General features: G+C 71.7%; 15 protein-coding genes. 11 read left to right on the top strand and 4 right to left on the bottom strand.

Features of this window, described 5'->3' with window-relative positions:
- Window positions 1-19: 19 nt before the first annotated feature.
- The 11 genes from OG948_RS06070 to OG948_RS06020 are packed head-to-tail and all read left to right on the top strand — an operon-like array spanning window position 20 to window position 10832.
- On the top strand, window positions 20-466 hold the full coding sequence (locus tag OG948_RS06070) for a MaoC family dehydratase (RefSeq protein ID WP_406300191.1): 447 nt from the start codon (window positions 20-22) through the stop codon (window positions 464-466).
- Window positions 463-1410 (top strand): isopenicillin N synthase family dioxygenase, encoded by a 948-nt coding sequence (locus OG948_RS06065; protein ID WP_406294416.1) that lies wholly within the window; start codon window positions 463-465, stop codon window positions 1408-1410. Before OG948_RS06070 ends, OG948_RS06065 begins: the two co-directional genes overlap by 4 nt.
- On the top strand, window positions 1407-2285 hold the full coding sequence (locus OG948_RS06060; RefSeq protein ID WP_406294414.1) for an HpcH/HpaI aldolase/citrate lyase family protein: 879 nt from the start codon (window positions 1407-1409) through the stop codon (window positions 2283-2285). The genes OG948_RS06065 and OG948_RS06060 overlap by 4 nt, the downstream gene beginning before the upstream one ends.
- Complete coding sequence (locus tag OG948_RS06055; protein ID WP_406294412.1) at window positions 2282-3184, top strand: hypothetical protein; 903 nt, start codon at window positions 2282-2284, stop codon at window positions 3182-3184. Before OG948_RS06060 ends, OG948_RS06055 begins: the two co-directional genes overlap by 4 nt.
- Entirely contained in the window at window positions 3181-4098 is a 918-nt protein-coding gene (locus OG948_RS06050) for an alpha/beta hydrolase (protein ID WP_406294411.1), read from the top strand. Before OG948_RS06055 ends, OG948_RS06050 begins: the two co-directional genes overlap by 4 nt.
- Window positions 4095-5321 (top strand): aminotransferase class I/II-fold pyridoxal phosphate-dependent enzyme, encoded by a 1227-nt coding sequence (locus tag OG948_RS06045; protein ID WP_406294409.1) that lies wholly within the window; start codon window positions 4095-4097, stop codon window positions 5319-5321. Before OG948_RS06050 ends, OG948_RS06045 begins: the two co-directional genes overlap by 4 nt.
- Window positions 5318-6208 (top strand): ornithine cyclodeaminase family protein, encoded by an 891-nt coding sequence (locus OG948_RS06040; RefSeq protein ID WP_406294408.1) that lies wholly within the window; start codon window positions 5318-5320, stop codon window positions 6206-6208. The genes OG948_RS06045 and OG948_RS06040 overlap by 4 nt, the downstream gene beginning before the upstream one ends.
- Window positions 6209-6232: 24 nt before the next feature.
- Window positions 6233-7708 (top strand): aminopeptidase P family protein, encoded by a 1476-nt coding sequence (locus OG948_RS06035; RefSeq protein ID WP_406294406.1) that lies wholly within the window; start codon window positions 6233-6235, stop codon window positions 7706-7708.
- Window positions 7705-7989: a hypothetical protein gene (locus OG948_RS06030; RefSeq protein WP_406294405.1), complete on the top strand. Its 285-nt coding sequence runs from the start codon at window positions 7705-7707 to the stop codon at window positions 7987-7989. The genes OG948_RS06035 and OG948_RS06030 overlap by 4 nt, the downstream gene beginning before the upstream one ends.
- Entirely contained in the window at window positions 7982-9565 is a 1584-nt protein-coding gene (locus tag OG948_RS06025) for an amidase (RefSeq protein ID WP_406294403.1), read from the top strand. The genes OG948_RS06030 and OG948_RS06025 overlap by 8 nt, the downstream gene beginning before the upstream one ends.
- Complete coding sequence (locus OG948_RS06020; protein ID WP_406294402.1) at window positions 9552-10832, top strand: hypothetical protein; 1281 nt, start codon at window positions 9552-9554, stop codon at window positions 10830-10832. Before OG948_RS06025 ends, OG948_RS06020 begins: the two co-directional genes overlap by 14 nt.
- Window positions 10833-11070: 238 nt before the next feature.
- Here the strand turns inward: OG948_RS06020 and OG948_RS06015 are convergent, their stop codons facing one another.
- The 4 genes from OG948_RS06015 to OG948_RS06000 form a co-directional block, all read right to left on the bottom strand.
- Window positions 11071-13824, bottom strand: coding sequence for a LuxR C-terminal-related transcriptional regulator (locus OG948_RS06015; protein WP_406294400.1), 2754 nt, complete (start codon window positions 13822-13824; stop codon window positions 11071-11073).
- The gene (locus tag OG948_RS06010; RefSeq protein ID WP_406294398.1) at window positions 13821-15305 is read right to left on the bottom strand and encodes an aminopeptidase P family protein; all 1485 of its coding nucleotides are present in this window, start codon (window positions 15303-15305) and stop codon (window positions 13821-13823) included. Before OG948_RS06010 ends, OG948_RS06015 begins: the two co-directional genes overlap by 4 nt.
- 472 nt (window positions 15306-15777) lie before the next feature.
- On the bottom strand, window positions 15778-17244 hold the full coding sequence (locus OG948_RS06005) for a trypsin-like serine protease (protein WP_406294396.1): 1467 nt from the start codon (window positions 17242-17244) through the stop codon (window positions 15778-15780).
- A 141-nt stretch (window positions 17245-17385) separates the two neighbouring features.
- Window positions 17386-18954, bottom strand: a complete 1569-nt coding sequence (locus OG948_RS06000; RefSeq protein WP_406294395.1) for a S8 family peptidase — start codon at window positions 18952-18954, stop codon at window positions 17386-17388.
- Between the last annotated feature and the right edge of the window lie 217 nt (window positions 18955-19171).

Here is a 19171-nt window from a genome sequence, read left to right as displayed (position 1 = left end):
CTACCGGGAGGACGGCGGCATGGTCTACGAGGACTTCGTCCCCGGCGAGGTCGTCGAACACCGGCCTGGCCGGACGATCAGCATGAGCGACAACGTGTGGAGCTCGCTGCTGTGCCTGAACCAGCACCCGCTGCACATCGACGCCGTCTACGCCGAACAGACGCCCTTCGGCCGCCTGGTGGTCTCCAGCCTGGTCACCTTCGGGATCGTCAACGGGATGACGGTGGCCACCATCAGCGCCAAGGGCGTGGCCAACCTCGGCTGGGACAAGGTCCGGCTGACCGCACCGGTGTTCGTCGGCGACACCCTCTACGCGCGCACCCGCGTGCTCGGCAAACGCGAATCCGCGAGCCGACCCGGCGAGGGCATCGTGACCGTGCACTCCACCGGCCTCAACCAGGACGGCGCGACCGTGATCGACTTCGAGCGGACGATCCTCGTCCCCCGGCAGAAGGAAGACCGATGATCCCGGTCATCAGCCTGCACGCCGAACACCCCGACGCCGAACGGCGCATCGCCGACGAGATCTCCGACGCGTGCCGGACCACCGGATTCTTCATCGCGCGCGGCCACGGCATCGCCCCCGAGGTCTTCGACGACGCCTACACCCAGTCGCTGCGCTTCTTCCGGCTCCCGCCGGCCACCAAGCGCGAGTTCGCGATGCGCACCAGCACCGCGCGCGGCGACAACGACTACAGCCCCTACGGACACAGCGCGTTGTTGTCCGAGAACGCCTACGCCTACACCGGCAAACAGAACATGCCCTCGGACTACGTGGAGAAGTTCAGCGTCGGCCGACTGATCCTCAACGACGACGAGGAACTGCCGTTCCCCGCCGACGAGTCCGGGGCCGCGCTGCGCATCGCGCTCAAGCGCTACTTCGTGGCCTGCGAAGCGGTCTCGGGCCGGATCGCCGAACTGCTCGCGCTGGCCCTGGACCTGCCGCGCACCTTCTTCGCCACCCGCACCGACACCTCCAACGACTCGCTCCGCTCGCACCTGTACCCGGGCACCGACCCCGAGTTCGTCAACGACCAGGGCATGGGGGAGCACACCGACGGCACCCTGATCACGCTGCTCACCCAGGACGGACCCGGCCTGCAGATCCGCGACCGCTCGGGCCGCTGGCTGGACATCGAGGTCCGCGACCGGGACAGCTTCATCGTCAACATCGGTGACCTGATGGCCCGTTGGTCCAACGACGAGTACGTCTCCACCCCGCACCGGGTGCGCCTGGCCGACCGGCGACGCCAATCCATCGCGTTCTTCAAGCTCGCCAACGACGAGACCGTCATCGAGTGCTTCCCGAAGTTCGCCGCCGACCGCCCCGCGCGCTACGAGCCGATCCGCTACGAGGAGTTCTCGCTGCGGAAGATGAACCTGCTGTTCGGACGGGAGAGTGCCCGATGAAGCCGCACGCGAGCCTGCTGTACACCCCGGCGCTGCGCATCGCGGCGGTGGCCGAACCGGGCAAGGTACACGCGGACATGCTCGTCCTGGACCTGGAGGACTCCACCCACCCGGCCAGGAAGGCCGAGGCCCGCGCGATGCTGGCCGCCGCCGATCTGACCCGGGCCGGCCTGCCCGCGCTGGGCCTGCGGGTGAACACCATCGCCACCCTCGACGGCCTCGAGGACATGAAGGCGGTGATCGAACAGGACGCCATGATCGGCGGCGTCGCGATCGACGCGATATTCATCCCCAAGATCGCCGGAGCGGGCGACGTGGCCATCTACCGCTCACTACTCGCGCAAACCTCGAAACCGCCGAGCGTGATCAGCTTCATCGAGACCGTCGACGCCGTCGAGAACGCCTTCGCGATCGCCGCGGAGAGCGACGGCCTGTGCTTCGGCCAGGCGGACCTGACCGCCGAGATGTACACGGCCAACGAGTCCTACCTCGACCACGCGCGGGCCCGACTGTGTGTCGCGGCGGCCAAGTACCGGCTGCCCGCGATCGACACCAACTCGTTCGAACTGCACGACCTGGCAGTGGTCCAGGCCCAATGCCAGGCGGCCCGGGAGGCCGGCTTCACCGGCAAGGCGGCCATCCACCCGCGCCAAGTGGACGTGATCGCACAGACGTTCAAGGTCGGCCCGGACGAGATCGCCGAATACCGGCGCGTGGTCGAGGACTACGACGCCACGCCCTACGGCTTCGCGGTCGAGAAGGACCGCGTGCTGGCCCCGCCGTTCGTGCTGCGGGCCAGACGCATGCTCCGGCTGTACGCGGCCGACGCCGAACCCGCCCCGCACCGGCACCACCGAATCGGGAGAACCCAGTGAAGATCCTGCCGCAGCACGCGATCATCGACGTGTCGGCCCACGAGAGCGTGCTCGTCGACGGCCGACTGGAGCGGGCCGACGACGAACTCGTCGACGAACTGGTGCGCCTGGTGACCGGCGGCGCCGGCGTCGCCGTCTGCCACGGCCTCGACCGCACGCTGGCCCGCCACGGGCTGGACATCCACGACGAACGGGACGCCTCGGTGGCCCGCGACTACCTGGAATCGCTCTTCCGCGCCTTCGGCACCCGGGTGGAGGTCGCCAAGTTCACCCCGGTCGCGATCGGCTACGACCGCATCGCCGGCATGGACGTCGACGGCTACAACAAGAACACCCACTTCACCCCGAACGACGACCACACCACGGCACGCGAGTTCCTCACCACCAAATGCGTGCACTTCGACGCGGCCACGCCGTTCATCGCGAACATCTACGGACCCAATACCAACATCGACGGCGGCGTCCCGATCCTGTGCGACACCCGCGCCTACTGCCGGGACGCGGACGTACCGCCCGCCGACCTGGTCGAGTTGATGCCGCACAGCTTCAATGTGGCCGTCAAGGAGGAACACGCCGACCGCATCCTGGCCGAGCACGCCACCGCGGTGGACGTCGACCTCGACACCGATCTGGTGATGATCGTGCTGTTCAACGAGGTGGACGGCGGCCTCGCGCACGCCGGCTCCATCCCCCGCCCGGCCGACCCCGGCAAGCCCTCGCGCCGGCCCATCCGGCACCTGGAGTACCAATTCGCCGACAGCGACGAACTGGCCAAGTGGTACCGGCACTACCGCCTCGAGATCCCCGAGCCCACCCTCGAGGTCCCGGACGAGGCCGCCCGCGAGCGCTACCACCGCGGCGTCGACCCGGTCGGCGCCGACGGCGGGGCGGCCCGGTGAGCACACCCACCGAACCCGACGTGCCGGTGATGACCGAGCACGAGATGGCCGAACTCGACGACCTGCTGGCCGCGTTGACGGCCGACGAATGGCCCGAGGCGATCGACGAGGCCCGTCCGTTCTACGACGCGTGGGGCACCCCGATCGCCGACGACATCAAGGTCGAACACCGTGACGGCGGCGTGTTGTTGACCCCACCGGACGTGCGCGGCGAGCGGACCGGGATCTACCTGCACGGCGGCGGCTACGTCTACGGCTCGCTGCGCAGCCACGGCGGACTCGTCTCCGAGATCGCCCGGGCGGCGCACAGCCGGATGTTCTTCGTCGACTACCGCCGTGCGCCCGAACACCCCTACCCGGCGGCACTGGACGACGCGGTCGCCGCGTACGAGAACCTGCTCGCGAGCGGCGTGCCGGCCCGGGAGGTGGTGTTCGCGGGGGACTCCGCCGGCGGCGGCCTGGTCCTGGGGACCCTGCTCAGACTCCGCGACCTCGGACTGCCGCTGCCCGCCGCGGCGGCCTGCGTGTCGCCGTGGACCGACCTGGCCGGCACCGGAGAAAGCTTCCGCACCCTGGAGGACGACGACCCCCTGGTCAGCAAGCACATCGTCGCGCTGGTGGCCGGCTCCTACCTGGCGGGCGCCGAGCCGACCACCCCCTACGCGTCCCCGCTGTACGGGGACCCGGCCGGACTGCCGCCGGTGCTCATCCAGGTGGGCAGCCGGGAGATCCTGCTCAGCGACGCGGAACGGTTCACCGCCGCGCTGCGCCGGGCCGGCTCCACCGGCGTCCTGGAGGTGTGGCCCGGCATGGTGCACGTGTGGCACCTGCACTACACGCGGCTGGGCAAGGCACGCCAGGCCATCGCCCGACTCGGCGGCTGGCTGCACGAGCGGGCCGAGGCGGCCCGATGAGCGAGGACATCGTCGGCCCGCACCGATTCCGCAACAACCGCAAGATGGTGCCGGCCGCCGAGGCGGCGTGGGGCCTGTCCGAGAAGCACGGCATGCTCGGACTGGTGGTCGAGGCCGTGGACGGCCAGAACCGGCTGCGCGAGATCGACTCCGGGCACGAGTTCGCCAACCTGTCCTCGTGCTCGTACCTGGGACTCAACAGCCACCCCGCGGTGATCGAGGCCGGGCGCGCCGCGCTCGCCGACGAGCGGATCACCGGTCTGTCGATGGGCGAGTTCCGCATCCGGCTGGGCATCATGAACCGACTCGAGGAGGAACTCGCCGAACACTTCGGCACGCACGTGCTGCCGTCCGTGTCCTGCGGGGTGCTCAGCGCCGCGATCCTGCCGCTGCTGGCCTCCGGGCACCTCGGCGACGGCGAGCCCCTCGTCGTGGTCTTCGACCGGTTCGCGCACTTCTCGATGAACTTCCTCAAGCCGATCGTCGCCGACGAGACGCTGGTGCTGACCTGCCCGCACAACGACATGCAGTTCCTCGAGGACGTGTGCCGGCGATACCCGCGCGTCGCCTACGTCTGCGAAGGCGTCTACTCGGTCGGCGGACAGGCCGACCTGGCCGGCGTCAAGGCCCTCCAGGACCGCTACGGCATGTTCGTCTACATCGACGACTCGCACGCGCTGTCCGCCGTGGGGTCGCGCGGAGAAGGCTACGCACGCACCGTGTTCGAGGACCTCGGCGCACGGACCGTGATCGTCGCCTCGATCGCCAAGGCGTTCGGCAGCACCGGCGGCATCGCCATGATCGGCGAACGCAACATCTACGACTTCCTCTACCGATCCGGGCCGTTGGCCTGGTCACAGGGCCTGCGCACGGCCGCCGTCGGCACCTCCCTGGGCGCCCTCCGGGTACACCGCGGCCCCGAGTTGACCCAACGCCAAGAGCAACTCGCGCACAACATCGCCCTCTTCGACGACCGGCTGCGCGGACACGACGTCCGCGGCACCGGATCACACATCAAATTCGTCACCGTCGGCGACAACGACCGGGCCGTACGACTGTCCACCGACCTCTACCGCCGCGGCTACTACTGCTCCGCGATGTTCTTCCCGATCGTGGCGCAAGGTGACGCGGGCGTGCGGATGATGCTGCGCGGCGACATGCCCACGGAACTGGCCGAGCGGTTCGCGGACGACCTCGTCGACGCCCTGGCGGGACTCGGATGAGCCTGGCCCCGCCCGACACCCGCGCCGGCGACGTCCTGGCCGTGGCCGGGCTGATCCGCGACGGCCTGCGCGGCGGCACGCTCGGCCGGATGACCGTGCCGATGCGCCAGGTCGTCGACGAGGGACACGGCGTCAAGTTCGTCTCGATGCCCGCCGTCTCCCTCGACCACGGCCTCTACATCGCCAAGATCGCCACCATCGGCAACGGCCCGGGGCCGACCGTGACCTCCGTGGTCCCGGTCTTCTCGACGCGCACCGGGAACCTGCTCGCGGTCCTGGACGGCGCGGCCGTCACCAATCTCAAATGCGCCGCCGTCACCGCCGTGGTCACCGACCACTGCGCGGCCCGCGACAGCGCCGACCTGGCGATCATCGGATCCGGCGTCCAGGCCTGGCAGCAATACCTCGGCGTCTCGGCCGTACGGGAGATCACCCGGGTACGGGTGCACTCCCGAACCCCCGCGCACGCCGAGGTCCTGTGCGCGCGCATCCGAGCCGCCGGCCGGGCAACGGCGCACGTCTGCGCCTCGGCCGCCGAAGCCACCTCGGGAGCGGACGTCGTCGCCACCGCGACGACCTCGACAAGCCCGCTGCCGATCGCCACCGACCTCCCGGCGCACGTGCACATCAACTGCATGGGCGCACACACCCCGCAATCACGCGAACTGACCCGCGAACTGCTGGCCGCCGGCCCGCTCATCGTCGAATCCATCGAGACCGCCGTCGCCGAGGCCGGCGAGATCCACCGCACCGCGATCGACCTGGAATCCCTGGAGACCGGCGAGCACCCCGGACTCGACGAACGCCCGACCGTCTTCAGCTCCACCGGCCACGCCGCACTCGACCTCGTCACGTGCGCCCACCTGGTCGCGCACCCGAACCACTGAACCGCATCGAAGGGAATACCGAACGTGCCCAACGTCGGCAAGGAAGAGATCACCGGAGCGCACGACACCGAGATCCCCACCGAGTTCGTCGACTACATGACGAGCGGTTGGCGGGAACAGGAGATCGAGCTCGTCCCGGTACCCCACCTCGACCGGCTGTCGGCGCGCCGCGCGCTGCTGTCGAACGCCTTCCCGGGCGAAACGCTGGTCATCCCGACCGGCCGGATCCAATGGCGCAGCTACGGCGCGCCCTACCCGTTCCGCGGCGGCAGCGACCTGCTGTGGCTGACGGCGGACCAGGACCCGAACTCGGTGCTCGTCATGCACCCGATCGCCGGCGGCCACGACGCGGTGCTGTACGTGGACCCGCGGCACGACCCGGCGTCCGGCGTCGGCTACCTCGACCGCATCCTCGGCGAGGTGTGGCAGGGCCGCTGCCTCTCGCCCGAGGAGAAGACCACGGTGCTGGGGGTGCAGACCCGTGCCATCGCCGACCTCCCGGCGGCGTTGCGGCGCGCCGGCCGCAACACCCGGGTGCTGCGCGGCTACGACGCGGGCATCGACCGGGGCCTGCTCCCCGCGACCGAGGAGAACGCGGCCCACGACGCGCTGCTCGCGAGCGTGCTCGCCGAACTGCGGCTGCGCAAGGACGACTGGGAACTCGCGCAACTCCAGGAGGCCGTGGACATCACCGTCCGCGGTTTCGAGGATGTCGCGCGCGCCCTGCCGAGCGATCGCGCGGTCTCCGAGCGGCTGCTCGAAGGCATCTTCGCCACCCGCGCGCGCCACGACGGCAACGGCGTCGGCTACAACTCGATCGTCGCCGCCGGCGCGCACTCGACCATCCTGCACTGGGGCCGCAACGACGGCCCGGTCCGGCCGGACGGCATCCTGCTGATGGACATGGGAGCCGAGGCACGGAGCTGCTACACCGCCGACGTGACCCGCGTCCTGCCGGTGTCGGGCACCTTCACCACCGCCGAGCGCGATGTCTACGACATCGTGCACGCCGCGCGCGACGCGGGCCTGGCGGCGATGGCGCCCGGCGTCGCGTTCGACGACGTCAACCTGGCCTGCCGGCGCACCCTCACCGAGGGCCTGCGCGACCTGGGCGTGCTCAAGTGCGGCGTCGAGGAGGCCATGCAGGACAAGCGGCAGCCGTACCGGCGGTGGACCCTGTGCGCCTTCGGCCACATGCTCGGCCTGGACGTGCACGACTGCGGGCACGCGCGCCCGGAGTACTACGGACAGGGCGTGCTCGGCGAGGACCATGTGTTGACCATGGAACCCGGCCTGTACCTGCAACCACACGACGAACTGGTGCCGGAGGGGCTGCGGGGGATCGGCGTGCGGCTGGAGGACGACGTACGGGTGACCGCCGACGGCGTTCAGGTGTTGTCGGCGGCGCTGCCGATCGGGGCGCGCGAGACCGAGACCTGGCTCGCCGCGCAACGCGAGGCCGGCCCGCGCCTGCCCGGCGGGCACGGGCCCGCCGCGTGAGCGCCGACCGGATCGCCATGGACGGCGCCGACCGCGCCGACCGCGCCGGCATCGATGGCGTACGCGTCGGCATCGATGACGCCGACCGCCCCAATCCTCCCGATCACTCCGACCACCCCGTCTGCGTCGAAGTCGAGCCCGCGGACCGCGAGTTCGCCGCCACCCTGGAACGGCTCGGCATCGAGATGCCGCGCGACCTGGCGCCCGGTGTGCTGGCCGGCTACCGCGGGCTGCGGGCGAAGATGGAACTGCTGCGCACCATGGAGACCACCGATGGCTGACCTCGACAGCACCGGCCCCGGCGCGCTCGCCGAACTGTCCGTCGCACAGGCCGGTGCGCTGCTGCGCGCGGGCCGGCTCACCTCGATGGACCTGGTGGAGAACGCGCTCGGCATGATCGAGGCGCACGACGCGACGCTGCACGCCTTCGTACTCGTCGCCCGCGAGCAGGCGCTGCGGCGCGCCCGGCAGGCCGACCGGGAACTGCGCGAGGGCCTCGACCGAGGTCCGCTGCACGGCATCCCGTACGCGCTCAAGGACATCTTCGCCGCCGAGGGACTGCCCACCACGAACCACTCGTGGTTGACCGTGTCGGACGTGGCCGGCGAGGACAGCACCGTGGAGGCCCGACTGCGGGCCGGCGGCGGCGTGTTGCTGGGCAAGCTGGCCACCTACGAGTTCGCGCTCGGCGGGCCGAGCGTCGACCTGCCCTTCCCGCCGGCACGGAACCCGTGGAACGGCGAGCACATCCCCAGCGGTTCGTCGTCGGGCGCCGGGGTCGCGGTCGCCGCGGGGTTCCTGCGGGTCGCGTTCGGCTCCGACACCGCCGGCTCGATCCGCGGCCCGGCGTTCCACTGCGGGACAGTCGGCCTCAAGCCCACCTACGGCAGCGTGTCCGGGTACGGCGCCACCCCGCTGTCGTACACCATGGACCATTTCGGGCCGCTGGGCTGGACGGTGGCCGACACCGCCGCCGCGCTCCACGTGATCGCCGGACCGGACGTCCGCGACCCGCGCACCCGCGACACACCCGCGCCGGACTTCCTCGGCGCGGCAACCGAGGACGTCAAGGGCCTGCGCGTGGCGTACTCGACCGCGTGGTACGCCCACGACCCCGCGACGCTGCCGGAGATCACCGAAGGCATCGAGCGGGCCCTGACCCACCTGGACAAGCTCGGCGCGATCGTCGAGGAGTGCGAACTGCCCCCGTACGAGGTGCTCGACGCCTGCGGCCGGGTGATCCTGGCGGCGGAGGGCTTCGCCGTGCACGAGCGCAATCTGCGCGGCTTCCCCTGGTCCTACGGGCGGTTCACCTACCAGAAGCTGATGCCCGGGGCCGGGGTCGGCGCGGGCGACCTGCTCCGCGCGATGGACGTACGCCGGCGCCTCGTCGAGTCCTTCCAGCGGAAGGTGTTCGCCGACCACGACGTGCTGGTCACCGCCTGCGGCCAGGCCACCGCGGCCCGCTTCGACGACTTTCCCACCGACTGGCCGCCGCCACGCATGGCCAACGACATGCAGACGATCCCGTTCGCGGTCACCGGACACCCGGCCCTGTCGCTGCCGCTGGGATTCGCCGCCGACGGGCTGCCGATCGGACTACAGCTCGTGGGACGCAAGTTCGGCGAGGCGAGTCTGTTCCGGGCGGGGGCGGCGCTGGAGGCCGAGTTCGGTCGGCGGAACACCAGGCCGCGGTTGACCGGAGCCGGGGCCCGAACCCGAGCCGGAACCGTAGCCGGAGCAGCCGGAGTCGGGGCGGGATCCGGTCCCGACGTCGGGCTCGGCCTCGGCCCCGACCTCGCCATCCGCGCCCACCGCCCCGACCCGGAATCGGAGCCCGCCGATGTTCGCCGCTGAGAACCGCGCCTTCCTGGACCGAGTGTTCACCGAACACAGCCCGCACGACCTCGCCCTGGCCCGAGACGTCTGCGACCGGCACCTGCGCGATCTCGGCTTCCTCTTCCCGACGTTGTCCACACACTTCCGGCTGGACCGGACCACCCTCGACGAACTCCGGTCAGCCACAGCCCGGCTGGTCTCCGCCCACCGCAAGGTGATGCGGCACGTGTGCTCGTCCCTGTCGACCGCCGAACTGGCGGCCACGTTCCGGATTCCGGAGGCGATGGCGGGCCACATCCACTGGCAATGGATGACCGAGGGCACCGCGCTGGCCCGCGCCGACATCATTCCCACCGAATCGGGCTACGCCTTCTGCGAGTTGAACACCTTCTCCGGCGTGGGCGGCGGCGAATGCCAGCACAGCGCACGACTGCACGCCGAACTGCTGGGACTCCCCGCGGCGGGCGCCTCACCGTTCCTGGACCTGGCCCGGCACTACCTGACGCAGTGCACCCGACTCGGGCTCGACCGCCTGGTCATCCTGGACTCCGTGCGGCACTCCCGACGCGGCTACGGCCGCGACCAGCCGCTCGTGGACTTCCTCCGGATCATGGCGCCCGACCTGGACGTCGTCTACTGCAACGAGACCTCCTACCGGGCGCAGTGGCTGCGCGCGCCGCACGCGCGCCGCATCCTCGTCCACCGACTGATCACCTTCGCCGACACCGACGACGACGGCGCCTTCCTCAAGGCCGTCGACGACAGCGGCGCCACCGTCTCGTGCATGTTCGAGGCCGAACTCGGCATGCACCGCAAATGGTTCTCCCTGCTGTGCGATCCCGACCTGCATCACCTGCTCGACCCGGAAGAGGTGGAGACTCTCCGACACCACGTACCGATGACCTTCGACCTCGCGCCGGACACCCTCGACGACGTACTGGCCTCCCGGGGCGACTACGTCTTCAAGCACAGCTACACCTACGGCGGCGACGGTGTCCTGATCGGCGCCGAGCACTCCGCGCCGGCCCTGCGCGAGCGCTTCGTGGCGGACGGGGTGGACACCTGGACCTGTCAGCGCATGGTCGAAGCGTCCACGCTGGAACTCCCGGTCGCGGACGGTCCGAGCGCCGAGGAGGCCGGGCACCGCAAGACGGCCGAGTTCGACTTCGTGCTCGGCGTCTACGCCTACGGCGATCGCACCAACGGGGCACTGGTGCGCGGCTCCGCCGACTCCAAGGTGGTCAACGCCTCCCGAGGCGCGATCTCCTGGGCGTTCGCGGACTGACCTCGACACCTTCGCCGGGTCTTCGCCGGGGCTTGCCGGGCCTTCGACGACACGCCCGGCCCCTCGGCGACATACCCGGCCTTCGACGACAGCCCCATGCCCGCGACGACACCTCCCAGGCCCGCGACGACACCTCACACGGCTGCGACGACACCGCCATTCCTACGACGACACCCGGCCTTCGATGACCCACCCACCTCCCCCGACCGCTTCCGCCCCGGGGCAACCACGATCGGCACTACCGCGCCGGCTGGTGCCTGTCCTTGTGTACGAGCGCCACCAGTTGGATCCGCGACCGCACGCCGAGCTTGCGATAGATCCGGGTCAGGACCGCCTCCACGGTCTTGACGCTGACATACAACGACGCCGCGATGTCCCGGTTGCCGCACCCGTCGGCGACCAGTTCGGCGATGCGCTGTTCGGCGTCGGTCAGGCCCGCGAGCCCGGCCCGTGCCCCGGTTCGCTCAGGTCGGTCCGGCTCCCACAGCGGTGCATCCGCCTTGCGGAACACCGCCTCCGCCGCCGCGTGCAACTCCCGGGCGCGGGCGGGGCGTCTGCGTCGCTGCTCGACGGCCGAGTGGGTCAGCAACACCCGGCCGCATTCCAACGGGTAGCCCAACCGCGCGAACGCCTCCCAGGCCCGGGTGAGCAGCCGCTCGGCCGCCGTGAACTCGCCCGCCGCCGCCGCGCACAGTGCCTGGGCGCGGTCGAGCGAGGCCAGTACGCCGCGCCGCGACAACTCCCGCGCCGGGTCTCGGGCATCGGCGATGGTGCGCGCCGCGGCCTCGACATCCCCGGCGGCGACCAGGGCCTCGGCGAGGTCGGCGTCGTAGCGGATCGCCGCCGGATCCCGGACGGACAACTCGCGTACCAGATCCCGCACGCGCAGCAGATCCGCCAGCGCGCCGGCCGTGTCGCGCAGGAACAGCCGCGTACGGCCGGACAGATGCAGGCAGTGCGCCGCGAAGACGGTGTCCTTCTCCTCCTCCGACGCGGTCAGTCCCAGCCCCGCGTAGGCGAGCGCCTGCTCCAGGGTTCCGCCCGCGAGTTCGGCGGTCGCCGCCGCGTACCACGGCGGGCCGGGGGATGCGCCCAACTCGCGGGCCAGCGCCAGCAGTCGGCGAGCCTCCTCACGCGCCGCCCGACCGTCGCCGCCGTGCGCGTGGATCAGTACGGCGCAGCCCAGGAGCCGCCCCGGGTCGGCCCGCCCGGCGGCCGACCCGAACCCCGGGCGAAGCGCGTCCAGCAACCGCCCGGCCTCGTCCAGGCGGTCCTCCAGGAGGGCGAAGGACACCGCGACCCGGCGCGGATCGTCCGAGATCGGAGGCGGGTCACCGGCGCCACCCGCCCCGGTTCCGCCCGTCGCGCCCGGCTGCAACGCCAGGCGCAGCGTCCCGGCATGCTCCGGCGAGCCGCGACCCTGCTGGATCCGGGCGGTCAAGGTGATCGCGGCGGCGCGGCTCGCCGGGTCGCCGGCCCGATCCGCCCACTCCACGGCCGCGCACGCGTGCGCCAGGGCCTCGGCGGGATAGCCCCGGGTCAGGTGCGCGCTCCAGGCGAGCCGCAGATGCGCCGCCGAGACCAACGCCGGTTCGTCGGCGGCCGTGGCGTCGGCCAGCGCCCGGGCCGCGATGTCCGCCAGCAGCGCGGCGCCGCGGCCGGCGGCGTCCACGACCGCGATGCGGGCCCGGGCGCGCTGTGCCGGTCCGGCCCGGGTGCGGTCCAGCCGGTCCAGGGCCGTCCAGGCGAGGTCGAAGCGCCCCGCAGTCTCGGCGTCCCGGGCGGCAGACACCAGCAGATCGGGTCGGGTGCCGCCGGCCCGGTCGACCGCCAGCAGGGCGAACTCCGCGGCCCGGGTGTGGTCGCCGCGCTCGCGCGCCGCCGCGGCGGCGTCGGCGAGCACCAGGACCAGACGCGCCGCGGTGGTGGCCGGGGCCAGGGCGGACGCCTCGTGCCAGGTCCGGTCGTCGGCGCCGGTGGACACCGCCGCCAGTGCGCGATGGGCGCGGCGCACCGACTCGCGCCCGGCCTCGGCGACGATGCCCTCGCGCAGGACCGGCGCCGGGAAGGACACGGCACCGTCGATCACCCGGATCAGCCCGGCGTCCTGGGCGGTGGCCAGGGCGGCGTCCGCGGTCGGCGCGGCGTCGGCGGTGTACCCGGTGGCCCGACGGATGCCGTCGAGCGAGGGATCGGCGGCCAACGCCGCCAACAGCAGCACCCGGCGCACCGGTTCGGCCAGGTCCGCCAGCCACGCGCGCATCGCCTTGCGCGCGTGCGGGGCCAGCGGTTCGGCGTCCCACGCCGTGGCCGAACGCCCGGCCCGGGCCAGCCCGGCGGCGATGTCCGAGACCAGTCGCGGACTGCCGCCCGTCGCCGCGTGGATGCGGCCCGCGGTGCGCAGCGGGATGCCGAACGACCGTACGACGGCCGCCGATTCCTCCGGGCTCAGCGGTGGTATCCCGATCTCGACCGCGCCGCCGCCGAGCACGTCGTGCGGCGACGGGCCGTCGGGCCGCAACGCGGCCAGCAGCGACACGCTGCCGCGACTGCGCCGCGCGGCGAAACCGAAGACGTCCAGACTGCCCGGACCCCACCACTGCACGTCGTCGGCGGACAACAACGGCCGGGCCCTGCGCCCCCACGCCTGAAGGCAGGACAACACCGTGCCGCGGAACGTCGCGGTGTCCGGCTCGGGCCCCGCGACGCGCCGCAACACCCAGTCCATCGTCGAGCGTTGCAGCTCGGACAGTTCGCCGCGCACTTCGGCCGGACACGCGGTGAACAGGTCCATCAGCGGCGCGTAGGCGATGTTCGCGTCGGCGCGCGCCGAGCTGAGCCGGACCACCGGATCCCCGGCCGCCTGCCACGCCGTGCACACGGCGTCCAGGACCGCGGACTTGCCGAACCCGGTGGGCCCGATCACCGCCACCACGCCGGCCTGCCGTAACTGTCCGCAGACCTGGTCCACCAGTGGACCGCGCACGGTCATCGCAGCGAGGCCATCCAGGCCTCGACCTCGTCCGCGGCGCGTGGCAGGCCCGACGACAGGCACTGTGCGCCGTCGGCCGTGATCAGGAAGTCGTCCTCGATGCGAACACCGATCCCGCGCAACTCCTCCGGCACGGTCAGGTCGTCGGGCTGGAAGTACAGGCCGGGCTCGACGGTGAGCACGTGCCCGGGTGCCAACAGGCCGTCCGGGTAGCTCTGTCGACGGGCGGCGGCGCAGTCGTGGCAGTCCAGGCCGAGCATGTGGCCCGAGCCGCAGAGGGTGAAGCGGCGATACAGGCCGGAGTCGGGGGCCAGGGCCGCCTCCGCCCCGCCGGGCAACAGGCCCCATTCGTCCAGGCCTTCGGCGATCACGCGCATCGCGGCGGCGTGGAAGTCGCCGAACCGCGCGCCGGGCCGCAGCGCGGCGATACCCGCCGACTGGGCGGCGAAGACGAGGTCGTAGACCCGGCGTTGCACGTCGGTGAAGCGTCCGCCGACCGGCAGTGTACGGGTGACGTCGCCGGTGTAGAACGAGTCGGCCTCGACACCGGCGTCCAGCAGCAACAGGTCGCCCGTGCGCACCGGTCCGTCGTTGCGCATCCAGTGCAGGACGCACGCGTGCGCGCCGGCCGCCGCGATGGTCTCGAAGCCCAGCCCGTAGCCCTCGAGCCGGGCCCGCCGATTGAACGTGCCCTCGATCCAGCGCTCACCACGCTCGAGACCGGTGGCGTGATCCAACTCGCCCACCACGTCGTGGAATCCGGCCACCGTGTGGCCCACGGCCGCACGCAGCTGCTCGACCTCCCACTCGTCCTTGACCAGCCGCGACTCGGACAGGAAGGTGAGCAGTTCGGCCTCTGCCTCGGCGCCGGCCCCCGACGCCGGCGGTACCAGCGCGTCGACGAGCGAGTCCTCGCCGCGCACCACCCGGGTCGGTGCCTTCCGTCCGCGCAGGGCCCGTTCGAGGTCCTCGCGCGGGGCCGACTCGATCCCGAGGGCGTCGGCGGTCTCCGCGAGCGTGCGCCGGCGCCCGACCCAGAACTCGCCGTACCGCCGGTCGCCGTAGAACCCCGCACCGTCGGGCCCGCCGTCGCGCGGTGAGCGTGGCCGGGTGAACAGCGTGACCGAGTGCCCGTTCCCGTCGGGCTCGAAGACCAGCACACTGTCCGGGACCGCCTGCGTGCCCTGCTCGGCGGTCAGGTGCACGAACGCCGAGTGCGGCCGGAACGCGTAGTCGAAGTCGTTGCTGCGCGCCTTCAACCCACCCGACGGCACCACGATCCGCTCACCGGGAAAGCGCTCGGACACCGCCGCCCGCCGCTTGGCCGCGTACGCCGCCCCGGACACGGGCGGCGCCTGTATCGCGGTGTCGGCCCACCCGTGTCGAAACGCCTCCGCCAGCGCCGCCGGCACCGCGTGGTCATGCTTTTCGGCCCCACGCGCCCTGTTGCCGGTCATGTCGTCGTCACCCATGTCACCCATGTCACCCATTGCACGCCCCGATCATCGCGTTGTGATATTCCGGACGGTACCATTTCACATGTGACACTTCTATGCTCCGAGCCGGACACCCGAGGCTGCGTGAGCCGGCTCGGCACGGGGCGAGGAGGGCGTCGGCGGCGGTGACGTGGCGGTGTCGTCCGCGCCCGCCCCCACCGGCTTCCTGCCTCGCCGCGCGCGTGCGCGGAATCACGCGAACGAGAGCACGCGGAAAGAGAGTTCATGCCGAACCCGTCGATCCACCCGAAGCCCCCGCGCGGTATGGACCCGCCTTCGGAACGCGCGCCCGTCTCGGCGCCATGTGTAGTCTCCTCGCCGCGCGCGACAACGGAGCGGTGAAACCCGAAACTCGGAGGCCGCGACCCGGCTGCCACCACCCCCGCATGCACGCGAGCACCCGCGAGCGGTGCTCGCGGGTGCTCGCGTGTCGTTCTTCGGACTCGTTGGTGGATGCTCAGCGGACGGTCAGGGTGTAGTCCGAACTGCCGCTCCTTCCCGCCTCGTCCGTGGCCGTGACGGTGATCTTGTAGACACCGGCCTGGAACGGGGCGAAGACGGTCATCTGTGAGCTACCGCCGGGCGCCACCGTTTGTGGGAAGAACATCGGCGCCATCGGCACACCGGTGGCGGTGAGCCTGCTGGAGCCCTGTCCGCCGGTCACCGAGATCCGTGCCTGGACGATGCCGCCGGGGGCCGTGGTCGCGGAATCCGTGGCCGGCACGGGCCTGGGGCCTTCGGGGGTGCCGCCGTCGTCGACGGCGAGCGTGTACGTCGCGGTCTTGGTGCCCGATGCGCCCCTGGCTTGGACGGTGATGGTGTGATTGCCCTTCGGGGTCTGCGCGGTGGTCTCGAAGGTGACCTTGGACGTGTCGCCGGACCGGATGGACGTGGGCTGGAACGTGGCGGTCGTACCGGTGGGGAGCCCGGTGGCCGACAGTTCGATCTGCTCGGAGCCCGCGTCACCGGCCTGGCTGGTCAGCGTGGTGGACACGTACCTGCCGGGGGCGACCCGTCCGGAGGAGGGGCTGAGACCCACCGAGAACTTCCCGTCCCCCGGGTTGCCGCCGCCGATTTCGCCCTTGGCCCAGTCACCCATCACATTGGTGAGACGGGCCATGACGCTGTAGCGGTCGCACTGGCTGGACCCCCACGACACGACGCCGACCACGACGCCGTCGACCGTGAACGGACCGCCGCTGTCTCCCGAACAGGTCCCGGTGCGGCCGTCGTTGTAGCCGACGCAGACCATCACGTCGGGGTTGACCCGGATGTCGAACACCTGGCAGTCGGCGGCGTCGTTGACCGGCATCGTGGTCTTGTTGAGCACGCCGGACGAGCCACTGCCGGAAACCTTGCCCCAACCGATCGCCGTCCCCGACTTGCCGGGTCGGGTGAGCGCCTCGTCGGACGAGCCGGCGACCTTGGCCCATTGGTTCGCGGGCACCGGGATGTCGTCCACCGTGGTCACCACGGCGACGTCGTAGCCGCTCTGCCAACTGTTGGGGCCGGTGTACCTCGGGTGGACCTTGTAGGAGGCGACCTTGGTGCGGAAGCTCTCGTCGCCGGCGGTGTTCAGGTCGTCGTCGCCGTACAGATAGCTCTTGTCACCGCTGACGTCGATCATGCAGTGCGCCGCGGTGAGGATCTTGTTCCGGCCGACCACCGAGGCGGTGCAGGAGGCGCCCTGCGGGCCGCCGCCGCCCACGCGCAGGCCGGTGATGAGGGACGGGTTCTCCCGGACCGTGGTGCGTTGCCCGTTGACCACCCGGGGACTGGTTCCGCCCTCGGGACGCAGTTGGTCGGTGGGGGTGGCGGCGATGGCGGGCGGGGGTGTGCCCTGGGCGGCGGCCGGTACGGCGGCCGGCAGGACGGCCGCGGCCACCGCGAGGATCAGTGGCCCGATCAGATGCCTTGCTCTCATGGACGTCTCCTTGCCGATGGGGTGGGTGGGAGAGGACGCGCAACCGAAGGGCACGAAGGAAGCGGTCGTCCCCGGGCGTACCTCGGGCGAGGCGCCGGGGTCGGGCCCGGGAAGGGACCGGCCCGTGGCCCTCCGGCCGGCTCAGAAGGTGATCGACCAACCGGTGAGCACGCCGGTGTCGTACCGGTACGCGTCCTTGACCCGCACCTTCCAGACGCCGTTGGCGTTCTCGGCGGAAGCGTCGATCGTGAAGGTCTGGTGGACGCCGTCCGCCGTGCCGATGCCGCCCGCACGCTTGAGCGAGTACGTGGTGCCGCTCGGCCCGATGAGGTCGATGGACAGGTCGGCGCTGTAGGTGTGGTCGATGTCGACCTTCACCGGCAACGTGGCCGAGGCCCGACCGGCACAGGAGTCCTGGGTGATGTTGCTGCCGCCTTCCCCGCCGTCGGGGATGGGCACTGCCTCGGTACTGGTCCCGGTGCCGCACACCGGTCCGGTGCCGCCGCCGATGAAGCCGGTGTAGAGCAGCCTGTTCGGCGAACCGGCCCCGGCGTTGGTGACCAGGTTCGGCGTGGCGTTGTCGACGAGCGCGTCGCGTACCTGCTGCGGTGTGGCACCGCGGTTGGCTTCCAGGTACATCGCCGCCGCCCCCGCGACATGCGGGGTCGCCATCGACGTGCCACTGCCGGAGCGGTAGCCGCCGGTGTGGTCGGCGGAGGTGATGTTGCCGCCGGGTGCGAACAGGTCGAGGCAGGTGCCGTAGTTGCCGCTGCGGCCGCCGCCCTGATTCATCCAGCCGACGGTGATCGCCTCGGGCACCCGGGCGGGGCTGACACCGCAGGCGTCCTGGCCGTTGTTGCCGCCCGCGACCACGACGACGAAGCCCTTGGCCACCAGCGCCTTGACCTGCTGGTCGCCGACGCCGACGACGTCCATGGCCAGGCTCATGTTGACCACGGCCGGGCCCCTGCCGTTGGTGGCGACCCACTCCAGCGCGGCGACGGTGGCCGAGTCGGGTGCGCTGCCATCACAGCCGAGCGCCCGAACCGCGACGATTCCGGCCTTCTTGGCGACGCCGACGGTCTTGCCGGCGATGGTGCCGGCCACGTGCGTTCCGTGCCAGTAACAGTCACCGGCATCCGCGTCGTTGTCGACGAAGTCGTAGCCGAAGCCGGCCCGGCCCTCGAACTCGGCGTGGTTCTTGTTCACACCGGAGTCGATGACGTAGGCGGTGACGCCGTCGGCGGTGTTCGGATAGGTGTACTTCCTGTCGAGAGCGGTCGTCTTCTGGTCGACCTGGTCCAGGCCCCACGAGGGCGGGTTCGGCTGCTCGCCCGCGGCGTGGGCGGTGCCGTCCTGGTACACCGCCGCGACCGACGGATCCGCCGCGAGCCGCCGGGCTTCCTGCGGATCGGTGTCGCGGATGGTGAACCCGTTGAACGTGGCGGAGAAGGTCCTCGTGACCACGGCGCCGTACGTCTGGGCCAAACCGGCGGCCCGACCGGCCGCGGCCTGGGGCGCGCCCTCCTTGAGAACGACGATGTACTGTCCCGGAACCGGCCGGGACGCCTGATGGACCGCGGCCTCGGCCATCGGGGCGGCAACTTGGGACGGCTGGGCGCCGGCTGCGCCGCCGAAGGCCAGCGCGCCGGCGGCCAGCACGGCCACCGCGCCGACACGCCGTGCGCCGCGCAGGGGTCTGTCTCGCATGAGAACTCCGTCTCCCCGCTCGGGGCCGGTGGACCGGACTCGAGGAGTGGCTGCCGGGGGTCAGGGAAGGGTGAGCCACTCGGCGAGAACGATCCGTCCGGCGCCATTACCCGAACAACCGTGGCAACCACCCGTAGGGATACGGGTTTCAGGCGTGCGAGTAGGCGACCTTCCGCAACACCATCGGGCCGGCTATCCTCTGGGAACCTCATCAGCG

It is taken from the genome of Embleya sp. NBC_00888, from assembly GCF_045207655.1.
Taxonomy (GTDB): Bacteria; Actinomycetota; Actinomycetes; order Streptomycetales; family Streptomycetaceae; genus Embleya.
This window is presented reverse-complemented; position numbering and strand designations above follow the sequence as displayed.